This is a genomic window from Dactylosporangium sucinum (genome assembly GCF_014647515.1).
Classification (GTDB): domain Bacteria; phylum Actinomycetota; class Actinomycetes; order Mycobacteriales; family Micromonosporaceae; genus Dactylosporangium; species Dactylosporangium sucinum.
Genome location: NZ_BMPI01000065.1, coordinates 1 through 16443, shown reverse-complemented (window position 1 = coordinate 16443; position 16443 = coordinate 1). Strand labels below are relative to the sequence as shown.

The following is a 16443-nucleotide window of genomic DNA, read 5'->3' as shown; positions in this document are numbered from 1 at the left end:
CTTCGGCGACGGCCGTTCGGCGCCGAGCGGCCATCACAGCCGTGTTTTGTCGATCACAAGACGTGATCGACGCGTTTAACACCAGCCACCTAGGACGGCGCGGCGCCGGCATCGGCCGGTGCGCCGATCCAGTCGGTCTGGAGGCCGGCGGGGCCGACGTCGACCTGGATGGTCGCTTCGCCGTGGATCTGGCCCTGCAGAAGGATGCGGGCGATCGGCGTCTCGATCTGCCGCTGCAGATAGCGGCGCAGCGGCCGGGCGCCAAAGACCGGGTCGAACCCCTCCGCGGCGATGTACCGGCGGGCGGCTTCGGTCACCCGCAGGGAGATGCGACGTTCCGTCATCAGCCTCGCACGCAGCTCGTCGAGCATGAGCTCGACAACCCGTTCGATCTTCTCGAGGGTCAACGGCTTGAACAGCACGGTGTCGTCGACGCGGTTGAGGAACTCGGGCCGGAAGTGGCCGCGCAGTGTGGCCATGACCGCCGCCCGCGCCTCCTCGGTGAGCATTCCGTCGCTGGTGACGCCTTCGAGGAGGTACTGGGAGCCGAGGTTGCTGGTCATGATGATGACGGTGTTGCGGAAGTCGACGGTGCGGCCCTGCGAGTCGGTGAGCCGGCCGTCGTCCAGCACCTGGAGCAGGATGTTGAACACGTCGGTGTGGGCTTTCTCGATCTCGTCGAGCAGGAGCACCGCGTACGGCTTGCGGCGGACCGCCTCGGTGAGCTGGCCGCCCTCCTCGTAGCCGACGTATCCGGGTGGCGCTCCGACGAGCCGCGAAACGGTGTGCCGCTCCTGGTACTCGCTCATGTCGAGGCGGACCATGTTCTGGTCGGTGTCAAACAACGCGGCGGCGAGCGCCTTGGCCAGTTCGGTCTTGCCGACGCCGGTCGGGCCGAGGAAGAGGAACGAGCCGATCGGGCGGCGCGGGTCGCGGATGCCGGAGCGGGCCCGGATGATGGCGTCGGCGACCGCCTGCACCGCCTCGTCCTGGCCGATGACACGCTCGTGCAGGATCTCGTCGAGCCGGAGTAGTTTCTCGCGCTCGCCTTCGAGCAGCCGGCTTGTCGGTATGTGGGTCCACCGGGACACGACCTGCGCGATTTCGTCCGGGGTGACCACCTCGCGCAGGAGCCGGTGACCGCCCTGTTTTGAGGTGAGCCGCTCCTCCTCGGCCGCCAGCTTCCGCTCCAGTTCGGGGAGCTTGCCCAGCCGCAGCTCGGCCGCGCGGTCGAGGTCGTAGGCGCGTTCGGCGCGCTCGGCCTCGCGGCGGATGCGTTCGATGTCCTCCCGCAGCGCCTGGACCTTGCGGATCGCCTGCCGTTCGGCGTTCCACTGGGCCCGCATCGCGTCGACCTGGGCGCGCAGGTCGGCGACCTCCCGCTGGATCTGGTCGCGGCGGGCGACGCTCGCCGGGTCCTCCTCTTTGGACAGTGCGGCCTGCTCCATCTCCAGGCGCATCAGCCGGCGGCTGGCCTCGTCGAGCTCGGCCGGCTGGGAGTCGATCTCGGTGCGCAGCATGGCGCAGGCCTCGTCGACGAGGTCGATCGCCTTGTCTGGCAGGAAGCGGTCCGGGATGTACCGGTGGGACAGCTGGACCGCGGCGATGAGCGCGCCGTCCTGGATGCGCACGCCGTGGAACACCTCGAACCGCTCCCGCAGCCCGCGCAGGATCGTGACGGCGTCCTCCGGTGACGGTTCCTCGACCAGGATCGGCTGGACCCGCCGTTCGAATGCCGCGTCCTTCTCGATGTGTTTGCGGTACTCGACGAGCGTGGTCGCCCCGATCATCCGCAGTTCACCGCGGGCGAGCATGGGCTTGAGCATGTTCCCGGCGTCGAGGGCTCCCTCGGTGGCGCCGGCGCCGACGACGGTGTGCAGCTCGTCGATGAACAGCAGGATGCGTCCCTCCGCGGCGGTTACCTCGGACAGCACCGCCTTGAGCCGCTCCTCGAACTCGCCGCGGTACTTCGCCCCGGCGACCAGCGAGCCCATGTCGAGCGCAAAGATCGTCTTGTCACGGAGGCCCTCCGGCACGTCCTGATTGACGATCCGCTGCGCCAGGCCCTCGACGATGGCGGTCTTGCCGACGCCGGGGTCGCCGATGAGCACCGGGTTGTTCTTGGTCTTGCGGGACACGATCTGTACAACGCGGCGGATCTCCTCGTCGCGGCCGATGACCGGATCGAGCCGGCCGGCGCGCGCGTCGGTGACCAGGTCCCGGCCGTACTTCTCCAGGGCCTCGTACGCCGCCTCCGGGTTGGCGGAGGTGACCCGCTGCGCGCCGCGCATGCCGGTGAGGGCCGTGAGCAGCCGCTCCCGGCTGATGCCCAGGTCACGCAGGATCCTGCCGGCGGCCGTGCCGGTGTCCTCGTCGACGAACGCGAGTAGCAGGTGCTCGACGGAGACGTACTCGTCCTTGAGCCGGCCGGCCTCGCGCTCGGCGGTCTCGAGCGACCGGGCGAGCCGCTGGGTGACCATGACCTGACCGGGCTGGGCGCCGGGGCCGGAGACCGACGGCCGGCGCTTCAGCTCCGCCTCGACGCGTTCGCGGACCTGGTCGACGTCGGCGTCCATGGTGGCCAGCAGCCGTGGGACGATGCCGTCCGGCTGGTCGAGCAGGGCGAGCAGCAGGTGTTCGCCGTCGACCTCGGTGTGGCCGAAGCGCAGGGCCTTGGTCTGGGCGTCGTGGAGGGCTTGCTGGGATCGTTCGGTCAGCCGGTTGAGGTCCATGACCGCCTCCTGAGCAGTGCTTCGAGTTGGTCGATCCGGTCGAGCAGGTCGAGCACGACACCGATCGCGGCGTAGTTGAGCGGGAGCCCGGCGTGCAGCCGGTGGATCCGCGCCACGACGGCCAGGTCCGCCTCCCGGAACCAGCTGACGCCGCGGGCGTCGACGGACGGCTCCAACAGTCCGAGGGCGGCCAGCCGGGCGACCAGGTCCGGGTGCAGTCCGGCGGCGCCGGCGAACGCGTCCAACGACAGGTGACGCGGCCGTACCAGCGGATAGCTCATGTCGCACCTCGTGGATCGAAGGACGACACCTTCGCCAGCCGTTCGAAGAGGCGGCGCTCCTCCTCGGGCAGCCGCGTCGGCACCACGATCCTGACCGTCGCGAACAGGTCACCGGGCTTGCCCCGCGGGTTCGGCAGGCCGCGCTCGCGCAGCCGCAGGCGCCGCCCGCACGACGAGCCCGCGGGCACCCGCACCTGCACAGCCCCGCCGGGGGTCTCCATCGGCACGGTCGCGCCGAGGGCCGCTTCCCAGGGCGCCACCGGCAGGTCCGCGATGATGTCGCGGCCCTCGACGTGGTAGCGCGGGTGCGGCGCCAGGTGGACGACGAGGTACAGGTCGCCGGGGGGTCCGCCGCCCGCGCCCGAGGAACCCTGCCCGGCGAGCCGGATCCGTTGGCCCTCGGTGACCCCGGCCGGAATGTTCACCTCGTACTGCCGCGGCTGCCCGTTCGGGTCCGGCAGCGTGATCCGGCGCCGGCCACCGTGGTAGGCGTCCTCGACGGTGATCGTGATCTCGGCCTCGGTGTCGGCGCCAGGCGAGGGCCCGTAGCCGCGCGCCCGGCCAGACCGCTGACCGAACAGGCCCTCCAGCAGGTCCTCGACGTCGATCCCGCCGCCGGCGCGGGACGAGTACTCTCGCGGGCCGCCGAACCCGCCGAAGCTTCCGAACCCGGCGCCGCCCCCGCCGGCCCGGGCGCCGGCCCGCGCACCCGCCTGTTCGTAGTCGTCGGGCACCTGCCGCCACGCATCGCCGAACCGGTCGTACTTGCGCCGGCTCTTCGGGTCCGACAGCACGGCGTACGCCTCGTTGATCTTCTTGAACCGGTCCTCCGCACCCGGCGACTTGTTGACGTCCGGGTGGTGGCGGCGCGCCAGGGTGCGATACGCACGCTGGATCTGTTCCGCGTCAGCGTCCCGGGGCACGCCGAGCACCTCGTAGAAGTCGGTTCCGTCAGCCACCGTCCGCTTCACCGTCCCGTCGGGCGTCATCCCCGGTGCCGGCGGTGGTGTCCCTGGGCAGCTCCGGCAGCGCGTTCACGACAACCACGGCGGGCCGCAGCAGCCGGTCCCCGCCCGCGAACCCGGGCCGCAGCACCCGTACCACCGTGCCGGGCTCGGCGCTGGTGTCCCGGACCGCCTCGGCGGCCTCGTGCCGTTGCGGGTCGAACGGTACGCCCGGCGTGTCGATCGGCTCGAAGCCGAGCTGCGACAGGATGCGCACGGCCTGCTCGCGTACCTGCTGCACGCCCGCGACGATCGACTGCGGGTCGGCGTCGGCGTGCCGCAGCGCCAGGTCGAGGTGGTCGAGGACGGGCAGCCACGCCGCGGACACGGCGAGCCGCTCGGACTGCAGCAGCGCCGCCGTGTCGCGGTCGGCCGCCTTGCGGGTGTTCTCCACCTCGGCGAGCGCCCGGTGCCAACGATCGGTGAGCTCGGCGACCTCGTCGCTGCCGGGCGGCGGTGTCGGCAGAGCGGAGGCGATCGGCTCGGTCATGGCTCACCCCGTGGAGAAGTCGGCGTCGATGACGTCGTCGCTGCCCTGGGCGCGGGCACCGGCGGATTGCTGCCCGCCCGGTCCCTGCCCTGCCGGCGCCCCGGCGGGCTGGGCACTCAGCGAGTACACCGCCTGCTGGAGATCCCCGGTCAGCTGCCGGACCCGGTCCAGCGGCGCCCGGTCACGCACCGCCTGCCGCGCCTCCTCGACGAGCATCGAGGCGCGGGCCCGCTCGTGCTCCGGCACCTGGTCACCGAGCTCGCCCAGACGGCGCTCGACCTGGTAGGCGATGCTGTCCAGCGCGTTGCGGGCGTCGATCTCCTCGCGCATGCGCTGGTCCTCGGCCCGGTGCTGTTCGGCCTCGCGGACCAGCCGTTCGACCTCGGAGGTGTCGAGCGTGCCGCTCTCGGTGATGGTGATCTTCTGTTCCGCGTTCGTGTCCTTATCGCGGGCGGAGACGTTGAGGATGCCGTTGGCGTCGATGTCGTAGGTGACCTCGATCTGCGGCACGCCGCGCGGGGCCGGGCGGATGTTCTCCAGCCGCATCCGGCCGAGGACCCGGTTGTCGGCGGCGCGTTCCCGCTCGCCCTGCAGCACCACGACGTCGACGGCGGGCTGGTTGTCCTCCGCGGTGGAGAACACCTCGCTGCGCCGGGTCGGGATGGTGGTGTTGCGCTCGATGACCTTCGTCATGAGCCCGCCCAGGGTCTCGACCCCGAGCGAGAGCGGGGTGACGTCGAGCAGCACGACGTCCTGCACCTCGCCCTTGAGCACCCCGGCCTGGATCGCCGCGCCGAGCGCGACCACCTCGTCGGGGTTGACCGTCATGTTGGGTTCCTTGCCGCCGGTCAGCCGGCGAACGAGGGCCTGCACCGCGGGCATCCGCGTCGCGCCGCCGACGAGGATGACCTCGTCGAGGTCGTCCACGCTCACCTTGGCGTCGCTCATCGCCTGCTTGACCGGACCCATTGTCCGCTCCAGCAGGTCGTGGGTCAGCTCCTCGAACTGGGCCCGCGTCACCGTCGCCGTGAGGTGCTTCGGCCCGCTTGCGTCGGCGGTGATGAACGGCAGGTTCACCTGCGTCTGCGTCACCGTCGACAGCTCGATCTTGGCCCGCTCCGCGGCCTCGGTGAGCCGCTGCAGCGCCTGCGGGTCCTTGCGCAGGTCGATGCCCTGCTCCCGCTTGAACTCCTCGGCGAGGGAGTCGACGAGCCGGTGGTCGAAGTTGTCGCCGCCGAGGTGGGTGTCGCCGGCCGTGGCGCGCACCTCGACCACGCCGTCGCCGACGTCGAGGATGCTCACGTCGAACGTGCCGCCGCCAAGGTCGAACACGAGGACCGTCTCGTGGCCCTTCTTGTCCAGCCCGTACGCGAGCGCGGCGGCGGTGGGCTCGTTGATGATCCGCAGGACCTCGAGACCGGCGATCTTGCCGGCGTCCTTGGTCGCCTGCCGCTGGGCGTCGTTGAAGTACGCCGGGACCGTGATCACCGCCTCGGTGACCCTCTCCCCCAGATACTTGCCGGCGTCGTCGGCGAGCTTGCGCAGGATCTGCGCGGAAACCTCCTCCGGCGAGACCAGCTTGCCGCGCACCTCGAAGCGCACCATGCCGTCCGGACCCGGCGCGACGTCGTAGGTCACCGTCTTGATCTCCTCGGCGACCTCGCCGAACTTGCGGCCGACGAACCGCTTCGCCGAGTAGATCGTGCCCTTCGGGTTCAGCACCGCCTGCCGCCTCGCCAACTGCCCGACGAGGCGCTCGCCCGTGTCGGTGTAGGCCACCACCGACGGTGTCGTGCGGCTGCCCTCCGCGTTGGGCACGACCGTCGCCTGACCGCCCTCGAACGCCGCGATCACCGAGTTGGTCGTGCCCAGGTCGATCCCTACAGCCCTGGCCATGAGTCGGTCTCCTCTCGCTTGTGCGGACGCTCGCCTGTCTCGGACGTTCGGTCAGCGTGCCTGCGTGCTGAGCAGCTGCCGCGCCCGTTCGGCGTACTCGGCGTCGACCATCACCGAGTAGGTGTTCGCCTGGATGGCGCTCGCGGAGCTGAAGTCCCGCCGGCCACCGCGATCAGCAGGCCGAATCAGGCGCCGGTGCCGGCTCCCGCCAGCGCCGAGCGGGCCGTGGTGTCACCCCCCGGACGCCGGTCAGCGCGAGCACGCGTGCTCGGCGGCCCGCCGCTCGTACTCCCACTTGGTCCGCCGGCACAAATGTCCACTGCAGAGCACGGACCGCGGCGGCGATGTCGGGGTCCGGGCGCTGCGCGTCGATCGGCAACCGGACCTCGATGTCGTTGGCGACCGCCTGCACTCCCTTCACCCGCCGTACGCGTCGTGCACCGAGACGGCGACGTCATTGAGCTGTAGCCCAGCGCAGCTCGTTGAGCACGTCACGCTGGATCTCGAGGTCGCTGCGTCCCAGTGACCGGGTAGTAGCCATGACCCCTCCCTTCGCGGCCCCATCTTTCGAGCCTTCGCCGCGTCGGGGCGACGGTGCCCATCCTTCGCGGGTGAGACCGGTGCGTTCACGGCTCCCGCAACAGCTCGCGGTACCGGCCGGGCAGTTGCACCTGCACGTCGAAGAACTCCTCGTCGTCCACGACGTCCCGCACCGTCGACAGCACGGCACGGATGTACCGGATCACGCGGTCCTGGGGGAACCCGGTGCGCCGGATGACCTCGACGACGAACTCCTCCGGAGCCAGGTCCGGATCGGGTGTCTCCTGGCCCCGCCGCAGCGCCGGATGCAGCTGTACCGGCAGGAACGTCATCAGGTCCTCGGCCTCGCCGCCGATCCGCCGGGCCAGGATCTCCAGGACGACCTCCGCCACGCGCTGCGCCTCCGCCGGATCGAGCCCGGCCCGGTCCGCGACCCTACGCACGAAGCTGTCCGCTGGGACACCGCCAGCGAATTCCCCCTTCGGCAGCAGGGGCGCGAACGTGCGGGGGAGCCGTGCCGTGAGGTGCCGGTAGGTCTCGTCGTCCAGCGCCTGACCCAGTGCTGTCATCACCACCGCCGCATGCCGCTGCGCCGCCTCGACCGGCGCGTCCTCCCGGTGGGCCACCCGGCTCACGAAGCCGGCGGAATCGAACCGTTGCGCCGGGCCGGCGGTGAACAGCCACGGCGCCACCTCGGGCGGCAGGGCGGGGACCAGATGCAGCGCCTCGTCCTTGCCGATCCGCTCAGCCAGAGTCTCGAGGGTGGCGCGGACCGCCCGCAGCGCGGTCTCGTCGTCCCCGAGGCTCTGCCGGACCGGGCGAATTAGCTCTTCGTACTGCACTGCCATCCGTGTCACCGTCCTGCCAGCGTCTGTCTGGTCGGTCAGGTCAATGCCGCTCGCCCTGCCCGCTCTGGCCACCCTGGCCGGTCGTTCCCGCCTGGCCCGCACGGGCCTGCTGGCGGAAGATCGATTCCCTTCGTGGCCGACGGCTCCCTCGAAGGTTTCGGTGGCTGCATCACCTTCGATCCTGGGCTGGTGTGCGAGAATGTGTTTCCCCTGGTCCGGATGAACCTCGCCGGCCGACATGACCACCGACCGCGCGGGTAGCCCGTGCGGTCAGCCGAGAGCGTCGGTGATGGGCGTGTCCGCGGGCATGGTCACGACCAGCTTCCGGTTGGCGAACTCCTTGAAGCCGATCGAGGACAGCTCCCGTCCGTACCCGGACAGCTTGATGCCGCCGAAGGGAAGGTTCGGCTCGGACGACGTCGGGTGGTTGATCCACACCATCCCGCTGTCGATCCGGCGTGCGACCGACCGGGCCCGCGCAGGATCGCTGCCGAACACGGCACCGCCGAGGCCGTAGGGCGAGTCGTTGGCGACTTCGACCGCCTCGTCGTCGCTGTGCACCTGATAGACAACGGCGACAGGACCGAACAGTTCCTCATGGAAGGCGCGCATCATCGGGGTCACGCCGACGAGGACCGTGGGTTGCACGAATGCGCCGGGGCGATCGACCCGCCCGCCACCGACGACTGCAATGGCGCCCTTGTCGAGTGCATCAAGGACCTGGTCCGACAGCTTTTCGGCGGCCCGCTCCGAGGACAGCGGCGCCAGCGTGGTCGCCTCGTCGGCGGGATCACCGGGCTGCAGCGCGCGCATGCGCTGGGCAAACTCGGTCACGAACCGGTCGAAGGCGCTGGACATCACGATCATCCGCTTCGCGCTCACGCAGCTCTGCCCCATGTTGTGCATGCGTCCCGCCATAGCCGCATCGACGGTGTGGTCGAGGTTGTCGCCGTCGAGAACGATGAACGGGTCGCTGCCGCCCAGTTCCAGGACGCTCTTCTTCATGTTACGGCCGGCGGAGGCCCCAACGCTGGCGCCGCCCCGCTCGCTGCCGGTCAGCGACGCGCCGCGCACGACGTCGAGTTCCACGACGCGGTCGACCTCGGAGCCGGTGATCAGCAGGTTGGTGTACACCCCCTGTGGTATCCCCGCGTCGGTGAACAGCCGTTCCATGGCGAGCGCCGTTTGCGGGGTGTTGCTCGCGTGCTTGAGCAGGATCGTGTTGCCCAGCACCAGATTCGGTCCGGCGAACCGCACCACCTGGTACACCGGAAAGTTCCACGGCTGGGCGCCCACGATCACACCCAGAGGATCGTTGACGACGGCGGCCGACCCACCGTCGAGCTCTAACGGCTCGTCGGCGAGCAGCCCGGGCCCTTCGTCGGCGCAGTACTGCAGGATCCTCGCGGACAGGTCCATCTCGGCGCGGCTGTGCCCGATGAGCTTGCCCATCTCCAGCGTCACCAGCTGGGCCAGTTCCTCGCCGCGCTCCCGCAGCAGCCGCGCGGCCCGGCCGACCAGCGTGGCCCGTTCGTCGACGCCGACCCGGCGCCAGGACTGGAATGCGTGCTGCGCGTTCTGCGCTGCGTTGTCGACGGCCTCCCGGCTCATCGGCGGGAACTCACGAACGAGCTGGTTGTTGTAGGGGTTGACGGTGGCGATCGGGCTGTGCCGGACGGCGGAGGACGTAGACATGGGTTACTCCCTCACGCAACGATTGGAACCCAGACTCATACCCCGCGAGCACCGCCTGAACCAACCGGGGTTTGCCCACCCGGGGCCGAGGTAATGCAAGGCGATGAAGACGTCGAGCATGCGGATGGTGGAACTGCCTGCTGGCCAACGGGGCAGGACCCGGGATTCTCGTGACCGAGCACCCGGCCGGTCTCCGTGTGCCCAAGAGCTGTGACCGTAGGGCCGGGCGTACGCGTGACCGGGCGGAACGGGTCGCCGCGCCGGGGATCTGACGTCGGCGCACACCGCATAACCGCCACGGCTGCGGGCAGATCCCGCGCATGAGCGGTCAGATAGTCGTCTGCTCACACTGCGGGCGCAGGAACCGCGTCCCCGGGGCGTCCCCCGGCGTCCCGCGGTGCGGCAACTGCCATCAGGCCCTGCCGTGGATCGCCGACGCGACCGACACCACGTTCGCCGCAGTAGCTGAGCAGTCGGCCCTTCCCGTGGTGGTCGACCTGTGGGCGACCTGGTGCGGACCTTGCCGCATGGTAACTCCCGCCCTGGAGCAGGTCGCACGGGAGCTCGCCGGCAACGTGAAGCTCGTCAAGGTCGACGTGGACGCTGCTCCGACGCTGTCCCGGCGCTTCGACGTGAAGGCGGTGCCGACACTCCTGATCATGCACGACGGCAAGGTCCTCGCGCGCAAGTCGGGCGCCGCGCCCGCGTCTGCGTTGCGGCGATGGGCCGACACAACCCTTGCGGGCATCCGCTGATCACCTCGGCGGCGCGACGACGCGAGGCTGATCGCCCGGACCGGCCGCCGAGCTGGCCCGGCAGGTTGTCGGCCAGCTTCCGGATATGCTCGCCAGCGGTTCGCCGGGCGTTGTGTGGACCGTTCGCGTCATCGTCGATCGGCTTGTCGACGGCCCCGCCGAGCTGTCACAGCTGATCGACGCCGCCCGCCGCCGGAGGTTGCACGAGGGTTGGCAGCTCACGGTGTGCAGCCGGCCCAGGCCGATCCGTACCCTCTCGCCAGGGTGAGGCGGGCCCTGGGCATGATCACCGCGCGCATGGGTAGGCCGCCGCCGTGACCAATGGACTGTTCGGCGACCTCGACGGCACGCTGCCGATACGACCTACCTACACCGGTGTCGTGGGGGCAGGCGTTGCGGCAGTACGAGCGGGACGCGGCGACCGTCGCGATCCACCGGGCCATCGGGATGGGCGCCAGCCGGATCTTGGACCACCGGCTCGGACCGGACCGCGACTGCCGCGACGACGACGGGATTCGCGCCGCACGGGGATGTGGGGGCCGTCGATGTATGGCACAACCCGAGGGCGCTGCGCGACGCGATCGACGTGGCATTGAAGCGCTGAGGCGCGAGCGCAGAAGCGAACAGGAGGTCAGGACATGTCGTCACTCCCCGAGTACGACCGGGAAGCCCCGCGGCCGGACCTCTCGGTGAACCCGCTGTTCACCAGGGAGCCGGTTCGGATCCCGCGGGACCGGTTCCCGCACACCGAGCTCGACCCGCAGGTCGCCTACCAGGTGGTCCACGACGAGCTGCTGCTCGACGGCAACCCGCGGCTCAACCTCGCCACATTCGTCACCACCTGGATGGAGCCTGAGGCCACTCGGCTGGCGACCGAAAGCCTCACCAAGAACATGATCGACCGGGACGAGTACCCGCGCACCGCCGACCTTGAGATCCGTTGCGTGCGGATGCTGGCTGGGCTCTGGCACGCCCCCGACGCAGGGCGGGCGCCAGGCTGCTCGACGTCCGGTTCGAGCGAGGCGTGCATGCTCGGTGGGCTGGCCCTCAAGCGCCGCTGGCAGCACGCGCGCCACGCTGCGGGACTGCCGACACAGCGGCCGAACATCGTCATGGGGATCAACACCCAAGTCTGCTGGCAGAAGTTCGCCAACTACTGGGATGTGGAAGCTCGGCTGGTACCGATGGAGGGGGATCGGTTCCATCTGTCGGGGCCCGCGACCGTGGAGCGCTGCGACGAGAACACGATCGGCGTGGTGGCCATCCTGGGTTCCACCTTCGACGGCAGCTACGAGCCGGTCGCGGACATCTGCGCCGCCCTGGACGAGTTGCACGGGCGCACCGGATGGGACATCCCGGTGCATGTCGACGCGGCGTCCGGCGGGATGATCGCGCCGTTCTGCGACCCGGACCTGGACTGGGATTTCCGGCTGCCCAGGGTCGCCTCGATCAACGTGTCCGGGCACAAGTACGGCCTCGTCTCCCCGGGCCTCGGCTGGGTGGTCTGGCGGGCCGCTGCCGCGCTGCCGGAGGATCTGGTGTTCCGGGTCAACTATCTGGGTGGCGAGATGCCGACGTTCGCGCTCACGTTCTCCCGTCCTGGCTCGCAGGTCGTCGCGCAGTATTACAACTTCCTGCGCCTCGGCTTCGACGGGTACCGCAGAGTGCAGTTCTACAGCCGGGAGGTCGCGGCAGCCCTGGCAGACCGGATCACCGAGCTGGGGCCGTTCCGGGTGCTCACCAGGGGCGACGAGCTGCCGGTGCTGGCGGTCGCGCTGCGCGAGGACATCACCGCGTACAGCGTGTTCGACGTCTCATTGGAGCTGCGTGAGAGCGGCTGGATCGTACCGGCGTACACGTTCCCCGAGCACCGCACCGACCTGGCGGTGCTGCGTATCGTGGTGCGCAACGGGTTCAGCCACGATCTGGCCGGCCTGCTGCTGAGCGATCTGCGCCGGGCGCTGAGCCGGCTCGAGCGGCAGGCCGCCCCCGTCCACGGCCCGGAGTCGGTGTCGTTCGCGCACGGCGCCGGCCGTCTCACTGATCGCGGATGACCACCAGCGGCCGCCCGGCCTTGCGGATCACGCGAGCAAGCCGGCACCGGACACCGTCCAGGTCGCCCTCGCCCGGACCAAACTCGGTCCGCGTGTACGGCCATCCGCGGGCCCTGATCGAATCAAGCGACGCTGCCCTCAGCCGCTGGGGTACGACGGCGCATGCGCGGCTCGATTGCGGGTAGCTACCGACGACTCACAGAACAGGAGGTACCGGGATGCCGGTGCTGGCCATCGACCGATTCGAACGCTTCTTCCGGGCGGCGGCGAGCCTGGACTTGGACAAGAACGACCTCAAACGCTACAGCGACTTTGTCGAGCAGAAGGTCTACGACCTGCTCCTGATCGCACAGGCCACGGCGAAGGCGAACGGTCGCGACGTCATCGCGCCGCACGACCTGCCGGTGACGAAGGGCCTACAGGAGCGCATCCACGAGTTCCGGAACCTCGACGAAGAGATTGAGCTGCGCCCCATCCTGGACGCGCTCACCCCAAGGCCGCCGCTGGACCTCGCGCTGGGCGACGAGACCGAGCGCCGGCTGCCGGGCATCGTCGGTGGCCTGAGCGTCGCACTCGCGCGTACCTTCAAGATCATGGACCCGGAGCTGAAGAACCCGCAGACCGCACACTGGGAGGGAGCACTCCGGATCTTCAACCTTCTGCTGTGATCGAGCCGATGCATGGGCGCCAACGCCACCATGTCCGCGATGGCCCTGCACCCGAAGGCGTTCGGCGACATCAGCTGCATGGTCGCTGCCCAGCCCTTGACCATACGGGTGACGCTGGAACGCTCCCTGGAACTGGCCGGCGTGACCGCCGCCGACCACATCGAGGAACTGGGCGAGCTGATTCGCCGCCACACGAGCCTGCGCCTGGATGACGACTCGCCGGTGGAGGCAGCCAGGTCCGTCACCGTTGCGACCTTCCTCTATCAGGTCAAGGACGACATCCTGACCCCAGCGACGTGCAGTCCATGTACGAGAACATCCCGATGCCCGACAAGGAGTTGTTCTGGATCGAGGGCAGCACCAGCCGCTGGGACGGCTACCTGTATTTCGCCAAGGACCCCAGCCGGATGCTGGCCTGGTTCGACCGTCACGTGGCGGACTGAGCCGGCTGCCGCTCCGCGACGACGCGGCCGAGCCGCTCCTCGCGGCGTGCAGCGCTTCACCAATTCGTGGCTCGTCCGCCGCGGTGGGCCCGGCGGCCCGGCCCGTCTCCGGCGCTGGATCCCACGCAGACGGGCCGGGTGATGCGCCTCGCGTTTAGGGACTGGCGCAGGTGATGTTGCCGGGCGGCGTAGCGCTGCCGGTTGCGACGAACCCGAAGGTCGTCGTGGCGTTCGCGCCGAGGGTGCCATTGTAGGAGGCGTTGCGGACTGTGACGTTGCCGGTGGTCCCGGTGTTGACGCCGTTCCAGAGGCTGCTGATCGCCTGGCCCCCGGCGAGGGTCATGCGGACGGTCCAGCCGTTGAGGGTGGTGGAGCCGTTGTTGGCGACGATGACCTCGCCCTGGAAGCCGCCGGGCCAGCTGTTGACAGCCCGATACGTGGCGGTGCAGGTGCCGGGCTGGCCGCTGACGGGCGGCGAACTCGGCGGTGCGCTGCTCGGCGGTGCGCTGCTCGGCGGGATGGTGCTCTCGAACTGCGAGAAGAACCTCCAAATCTCCCCGGACGTCCACGTCATGGCGTCGTTGGGGCTGCTCGACCCGTCGACCGGGCTGGGGGTGTGGTCGCCGTCGAACGCGGCCCACTGGACCGGGTAGCCCGACCGGCACCCGGCGTAGGTGGTGGTGATGTGGGTCAGGCTGCCCTGAGCCGGTTCGCGCGGACTCTGCGGCGTGCAGCCGTTGTTGCGCACGAAGGTGTCGCGCAGCGACCGTCCGTTGCTGATGTTGAGGACGCTGTCGTGGGTGCCGTGGATGCCGAAGTACGCGACCGGCTGGGTGCCGCCGTTGCACCCGCTGAGGTTCGCGCCGGACAGGACGGTAACGGCGCGGAACACCGTTGGACGGGCGCAGGCGATCGCGTAGCTCATGGCGCCGCCGTAGCTCCAACCCAGGGCGAAGAGCTGCGTCGTGTCGACGCAGAGGTCGCCTTCGATCAGCCGGGTCAGGTCGTCCACGAGGGTCAGGTCCCGGCCGTTGGTGTTGGCCCAGCCGTTGTCGATGCCCTGCGGGGCCACGAAGATCGTGCTGTTGTTCGACAGCGACTGAAGCCCGTAGTACCCGGCCGAGGCGACGTTGCCGGCGGAGCCGTTCAGCCAGTGCAGCGCGAAGACCAGCCGGTACGGGTGACTGTTGTTGTAGTTGTCCGGGATCCTCAGGATGTACGTGCGGTTCTGGCCACCGCTCTGGATCGTGCGCGTGCCGCTGCTCAGCGTCGGGGCCTTGCCGCATCCGGCCGTCGCCGCCAGGGCGCCATTGGCGGCGGCCGCGGTTCCACCACCGCCGCCGGTCAACGCCTGGCCGGTCGTGACGGCGACGAGGACCGCCGCGGCCACGATGGCCGGCAAGAGGTATCTGCGCTTGGGCATCGAGCGACTTCCCTTCCTCGGATCGACGTGTGGACGTGCACCGCCCGGCCGAACAAACGGCAGCGTGTCCGGCGCCCCAGCGGCGCCGGACACGCCCGAGCGGTCAGCAGGTGCAGTTGTTCCGGATCCCTAGCGCTGCAGAGTCAGCACAGCCGGCCGCCACGGCAGCAGGTTGTAGTCGCCCCCCGCGCTCGGGTTCTTCCCCTGGTAAAGGAACTGGAGGTTGCACGGATCGATGGTCTTGGTCTGGTCGGCGTTGCTGCGGACCAGGTCACCGTGGCTGATGTCGTTGGTCCACGTGGCGCCGCTGTTGGCCTTGCCTGCGAAGGGGTTGCTCTCACTGGCGGCCTGCGGGGTCCACGAACCGCTCAGGCTGCTGGAGGTGAACGAGCGGAAGTAGCGCCCCTGGCTCCCGATCGCCTCCACGATCATCAGGTACTGGTTCTGGCCCTGGACCTTGTAGACCTCGACCCCCTCGAACAGGTTGTACTGCGAGTCACTCATGATCGTCGTGTAGCTCGAGCCGAAGCTGCCGGGGAAGTTCCCGATCGGCATGCTGGCCCGGTAGATGTTGCCGTTGTCACCGGCGAAGAACAGGTACATGTTCTGGTCGTCACCGATGAGCGTCTGATCGATCACGCCGGTGCTGGAGTTGGAGATGCTCCCGGTGAACAGCGCCTGCGGCGCGGACCAGCCGTTGGCGTTGGTCGGGTCGCTGGAGGTCTTGTAGTTGAACGCGTTCGGACCCCACTGGTAGGCAAGCACCCAGATGTTCTTCGGGGCGAAGTAGAACAGCGTGGGCGCCACCGTGCCCTGGCCCATGCCGGTCTGGCCAGCGGAGGCCATGTCGGACCAGCTCGTGAAGAGGCTGAAGTTCATCGAGCCATACGAACCTCCGCTCGAGACGTTCGACGCGTAGACCAGGTGCTTGCCGTTGTAGACGACGTTGGTGAAGTCCTTGAGCGACACCCACCCGTTCTGTGGGTTCGCCAGCGGACCCGTCGACGACCAGCGGTACGACGAAGGAAGCGAGCACGACCCGCTCGGGGACTGCGACGGCGAGGACGGGGGCGGTGAGGTGGGGCCACTGACGAAATTGGTCCGCCACTGCTGGTTGGGCTGCCCGTGGCAGTCGTACAGCTGGATCTGCTGCCCGTTGGCGGTGCCCCACACGTCCAGGCACCGGCCGGACTGTACGCCGCTGATGGTGCCGTTGGAGTTGACGTTCCACTGCTGGTTCGTCTGCCCGTTGCAGTCCCAGATGATCACCGCGGTACCGTTGCTCGTGCCTTGGCCGTTGGCGTCGAGGCACTTGCTGCCGTACACCCGCAGCTGCCTGCCAGCGGTGTATGTCCACTGCTGGTTGGACTGGCCGTGGCAGTCGTAGAGCTGCACCCGGGTGCCGTTGGTCTGCGTCGCGTTGGGCACGTCGATGCACCGGCCCGACTGCACTCCGACGATCGCGCCCGAGCCACCGGGCGTGTTGGGTGAGGTGCTCGCCGTCGGGCTCGTGGTCGGCGAGGTGGTCGGGCCGGCCGCGTTGAGGGCGTTGAGCACGGAGTTGTAGGCGGCCTTCTTGTTGCCGCCGCCGTCGAAGAGCAGCGGGCTCTCGGT

General features: G+C 69.7%; 13 protein-coding genes. 4 read left to right on the top strand and 9 right to left on the bottom strand.

From position 1 onward, the window contains the following. Positions 1 to 89: 89 nt before the first annotated feature. The 7 genes from clpB to IEZ31_RS43680 all read right to left on the bottom strand — a co-directional run bounded on the left by clpB (position 90) and on the right by IEZ31_RS43680 (position 9486). Positions 90 to 2732: an ATP-dependent chaperone ClpB gene (gene clpB / locus IEZ31_RS43710; RefSeq protein ID WP_190256042.1), complete on the bottom strand. Its 2643-nt coding sequence runs from the start codon at positions 2730 to 2732 to the stop codon at positions 90 to 92. After that, complete coding sequence (locus IEZ31_RS43705) at positions 2714 to 3013, bottom strand: chaperone modulator CbpM (RefSeq protein ID WP_190256041.1); 300 nt, start codon at positions 3011 to 3013, stop codon at positions 2714 to 2716. The genes clpB and IEZ31_RS43705 overlap by 19 nt, the downstream gene beginning before the upstream one ends. Then, positions 3010 to 3972, bottom strand: a complete 963-nt coding sequence (locus IEZ31_RS43700; protein ID WP_229836707.1) for a DnaJ C-terminal domain-containing protein — start codon at positions 3970 to 3972, stop codon at positions 3010 to 3012. Before IEZ31_RS43700 ends, IEZ31_RS43705 begins: the two co-directional genes overlap by 4 nt. Then, entirely contained in the window at positions 3965 to 4507 is a 543-nt protein-coding gene (locus IEZ31_RS43695) for a nucleotide exchange factor GrpE (RefSeq protein ID WP_190256039.1), read from the bottom strand. The genes IEZ31_RS43700 and IEZ31_RS43695 overlap by 8 nt, the downstream gene beginning before the upstream one ends. Before the next feature lie 3 nt (positions 4508 to 4510). Next, positions 4511 to 6403 carry a molecular chaperone DnaK gene (gene dnaK, locus IEZ31_RS43690; protein ID WP_190256038.1) on the bottom strand — a complete coding sequence of 631 codons (1893 nt, stop codon included), beginning with the start codon at positions 6401 to 6403 and terminating at the stop codon, positions 4511 to 4513. Between the two features lie 626 nt (positions 6404 to 7029). Beyond that, positions 7030 to 7791, bottom strand: a complete 762-nt coding sequence (locus IEZ31_RS43685) for a DUF2267 domain-containing protein (protein ID WP_229836706.1) — start codon at positions 7789 to 7791, stop codon at positions 7030 to 7032. A gap of 270 nt (positions 7792 to 8061) precedes the next feature. Then, complete coding sequence (locus tag IEZ31_RS43680) at positions 8062 to 9486, bottom strand: NAD-dependent succinate-semialdehyde dehydrogenase (protein WP_190256036.1); 1425 nt, start codon at positions 9484 to 9486, stop codon at positions 8062 to 8064. A gap of 320 nt (positions 9487 to 9806) precedes the next feature. On the opposite strand from IEZ31_RS43680, the gene trxA reads away from it, so the two are divergent. The 4 genes from trxA (at position 9807) to IEZ31_RS43660 (ending at position 13406) form a co-directional block, all read left to right on the top strand. Next, entirely contained in the window at positions 9807 to 10241 is a 435-nt protein-coding gene (trxA, locus tag IEZ31_RS43675) for a thioredoxin (RefSeq protein ID WP_190256035.1), read from the top strand. 638 nt (positions 10242 to 10879) lie between these two features. Further along, positions 10880 to 12295 carry a glutamate decarboxylase gene (gene gad, locus IEZ31_RS43670; protein ID WP_190256034.1) on the top strand — a complete coding sequence of 472 codons (1416 nt, stop codon included), beginning with the start codon at positions 10880 to 10882 and terminating at the stop codon, positions 12293 to 12295. 218 nt (positions 12296 to 12513) lie between these two features. Continuing rightward, on the top strand, positions 12514 to 12963 hold the full coding sequence (locus IEZ31_RS43665) for a DUF1931 family protein (RefSeq protein WP_190256033.1): 450 nt from the start codon (positions 12514 to 12516) through the stop codon (positions 12961 to 12963). Between the two features lie 305 nt (positions 12964 to 13268). Next, the gene (locus IEZ31_RS43660; RefSeq protein WP_190256032.1) at positions 13269 to 13406 is read left to right on the top strand and encodes a hypothetical protein; all 138 of its coding nucleotides are present in this window, start codon (positions 13269 to 13271) and stop codon (positions 13404 to 13406) included. Positions 13407 to 13560: 154 nt separating this feature from the next. On the opposite strand, the gene IEZ31_RS43655 is transcribed toward IEZ31_RS43660, so the two are convergent. Both IEZ31_RS43655 and IEZ31_RS43650 read right to left on the bottom strand, forming a co-directional pair. Beyond that, a complete protein-coding gene (locus IEZ31_RS43655) occupies positions 13561 to 14829 on the bottom strand; it encodes a CE1 family esterase (protein ID WP_190256031.1) in 1269 nt (422 codons plus the stop codon). 129 nt (positions 14830 to 14958) lie between these two features. Further along, on the bottom strand, positions 14959 to 16443 hold a 1485-nt coding region (locus IEZ31_RS43650), incomplete at its 5' end, for a non-reducing end alpha-L-arabinofuranosidase family hydrolase (protein ID WP_229836704.1).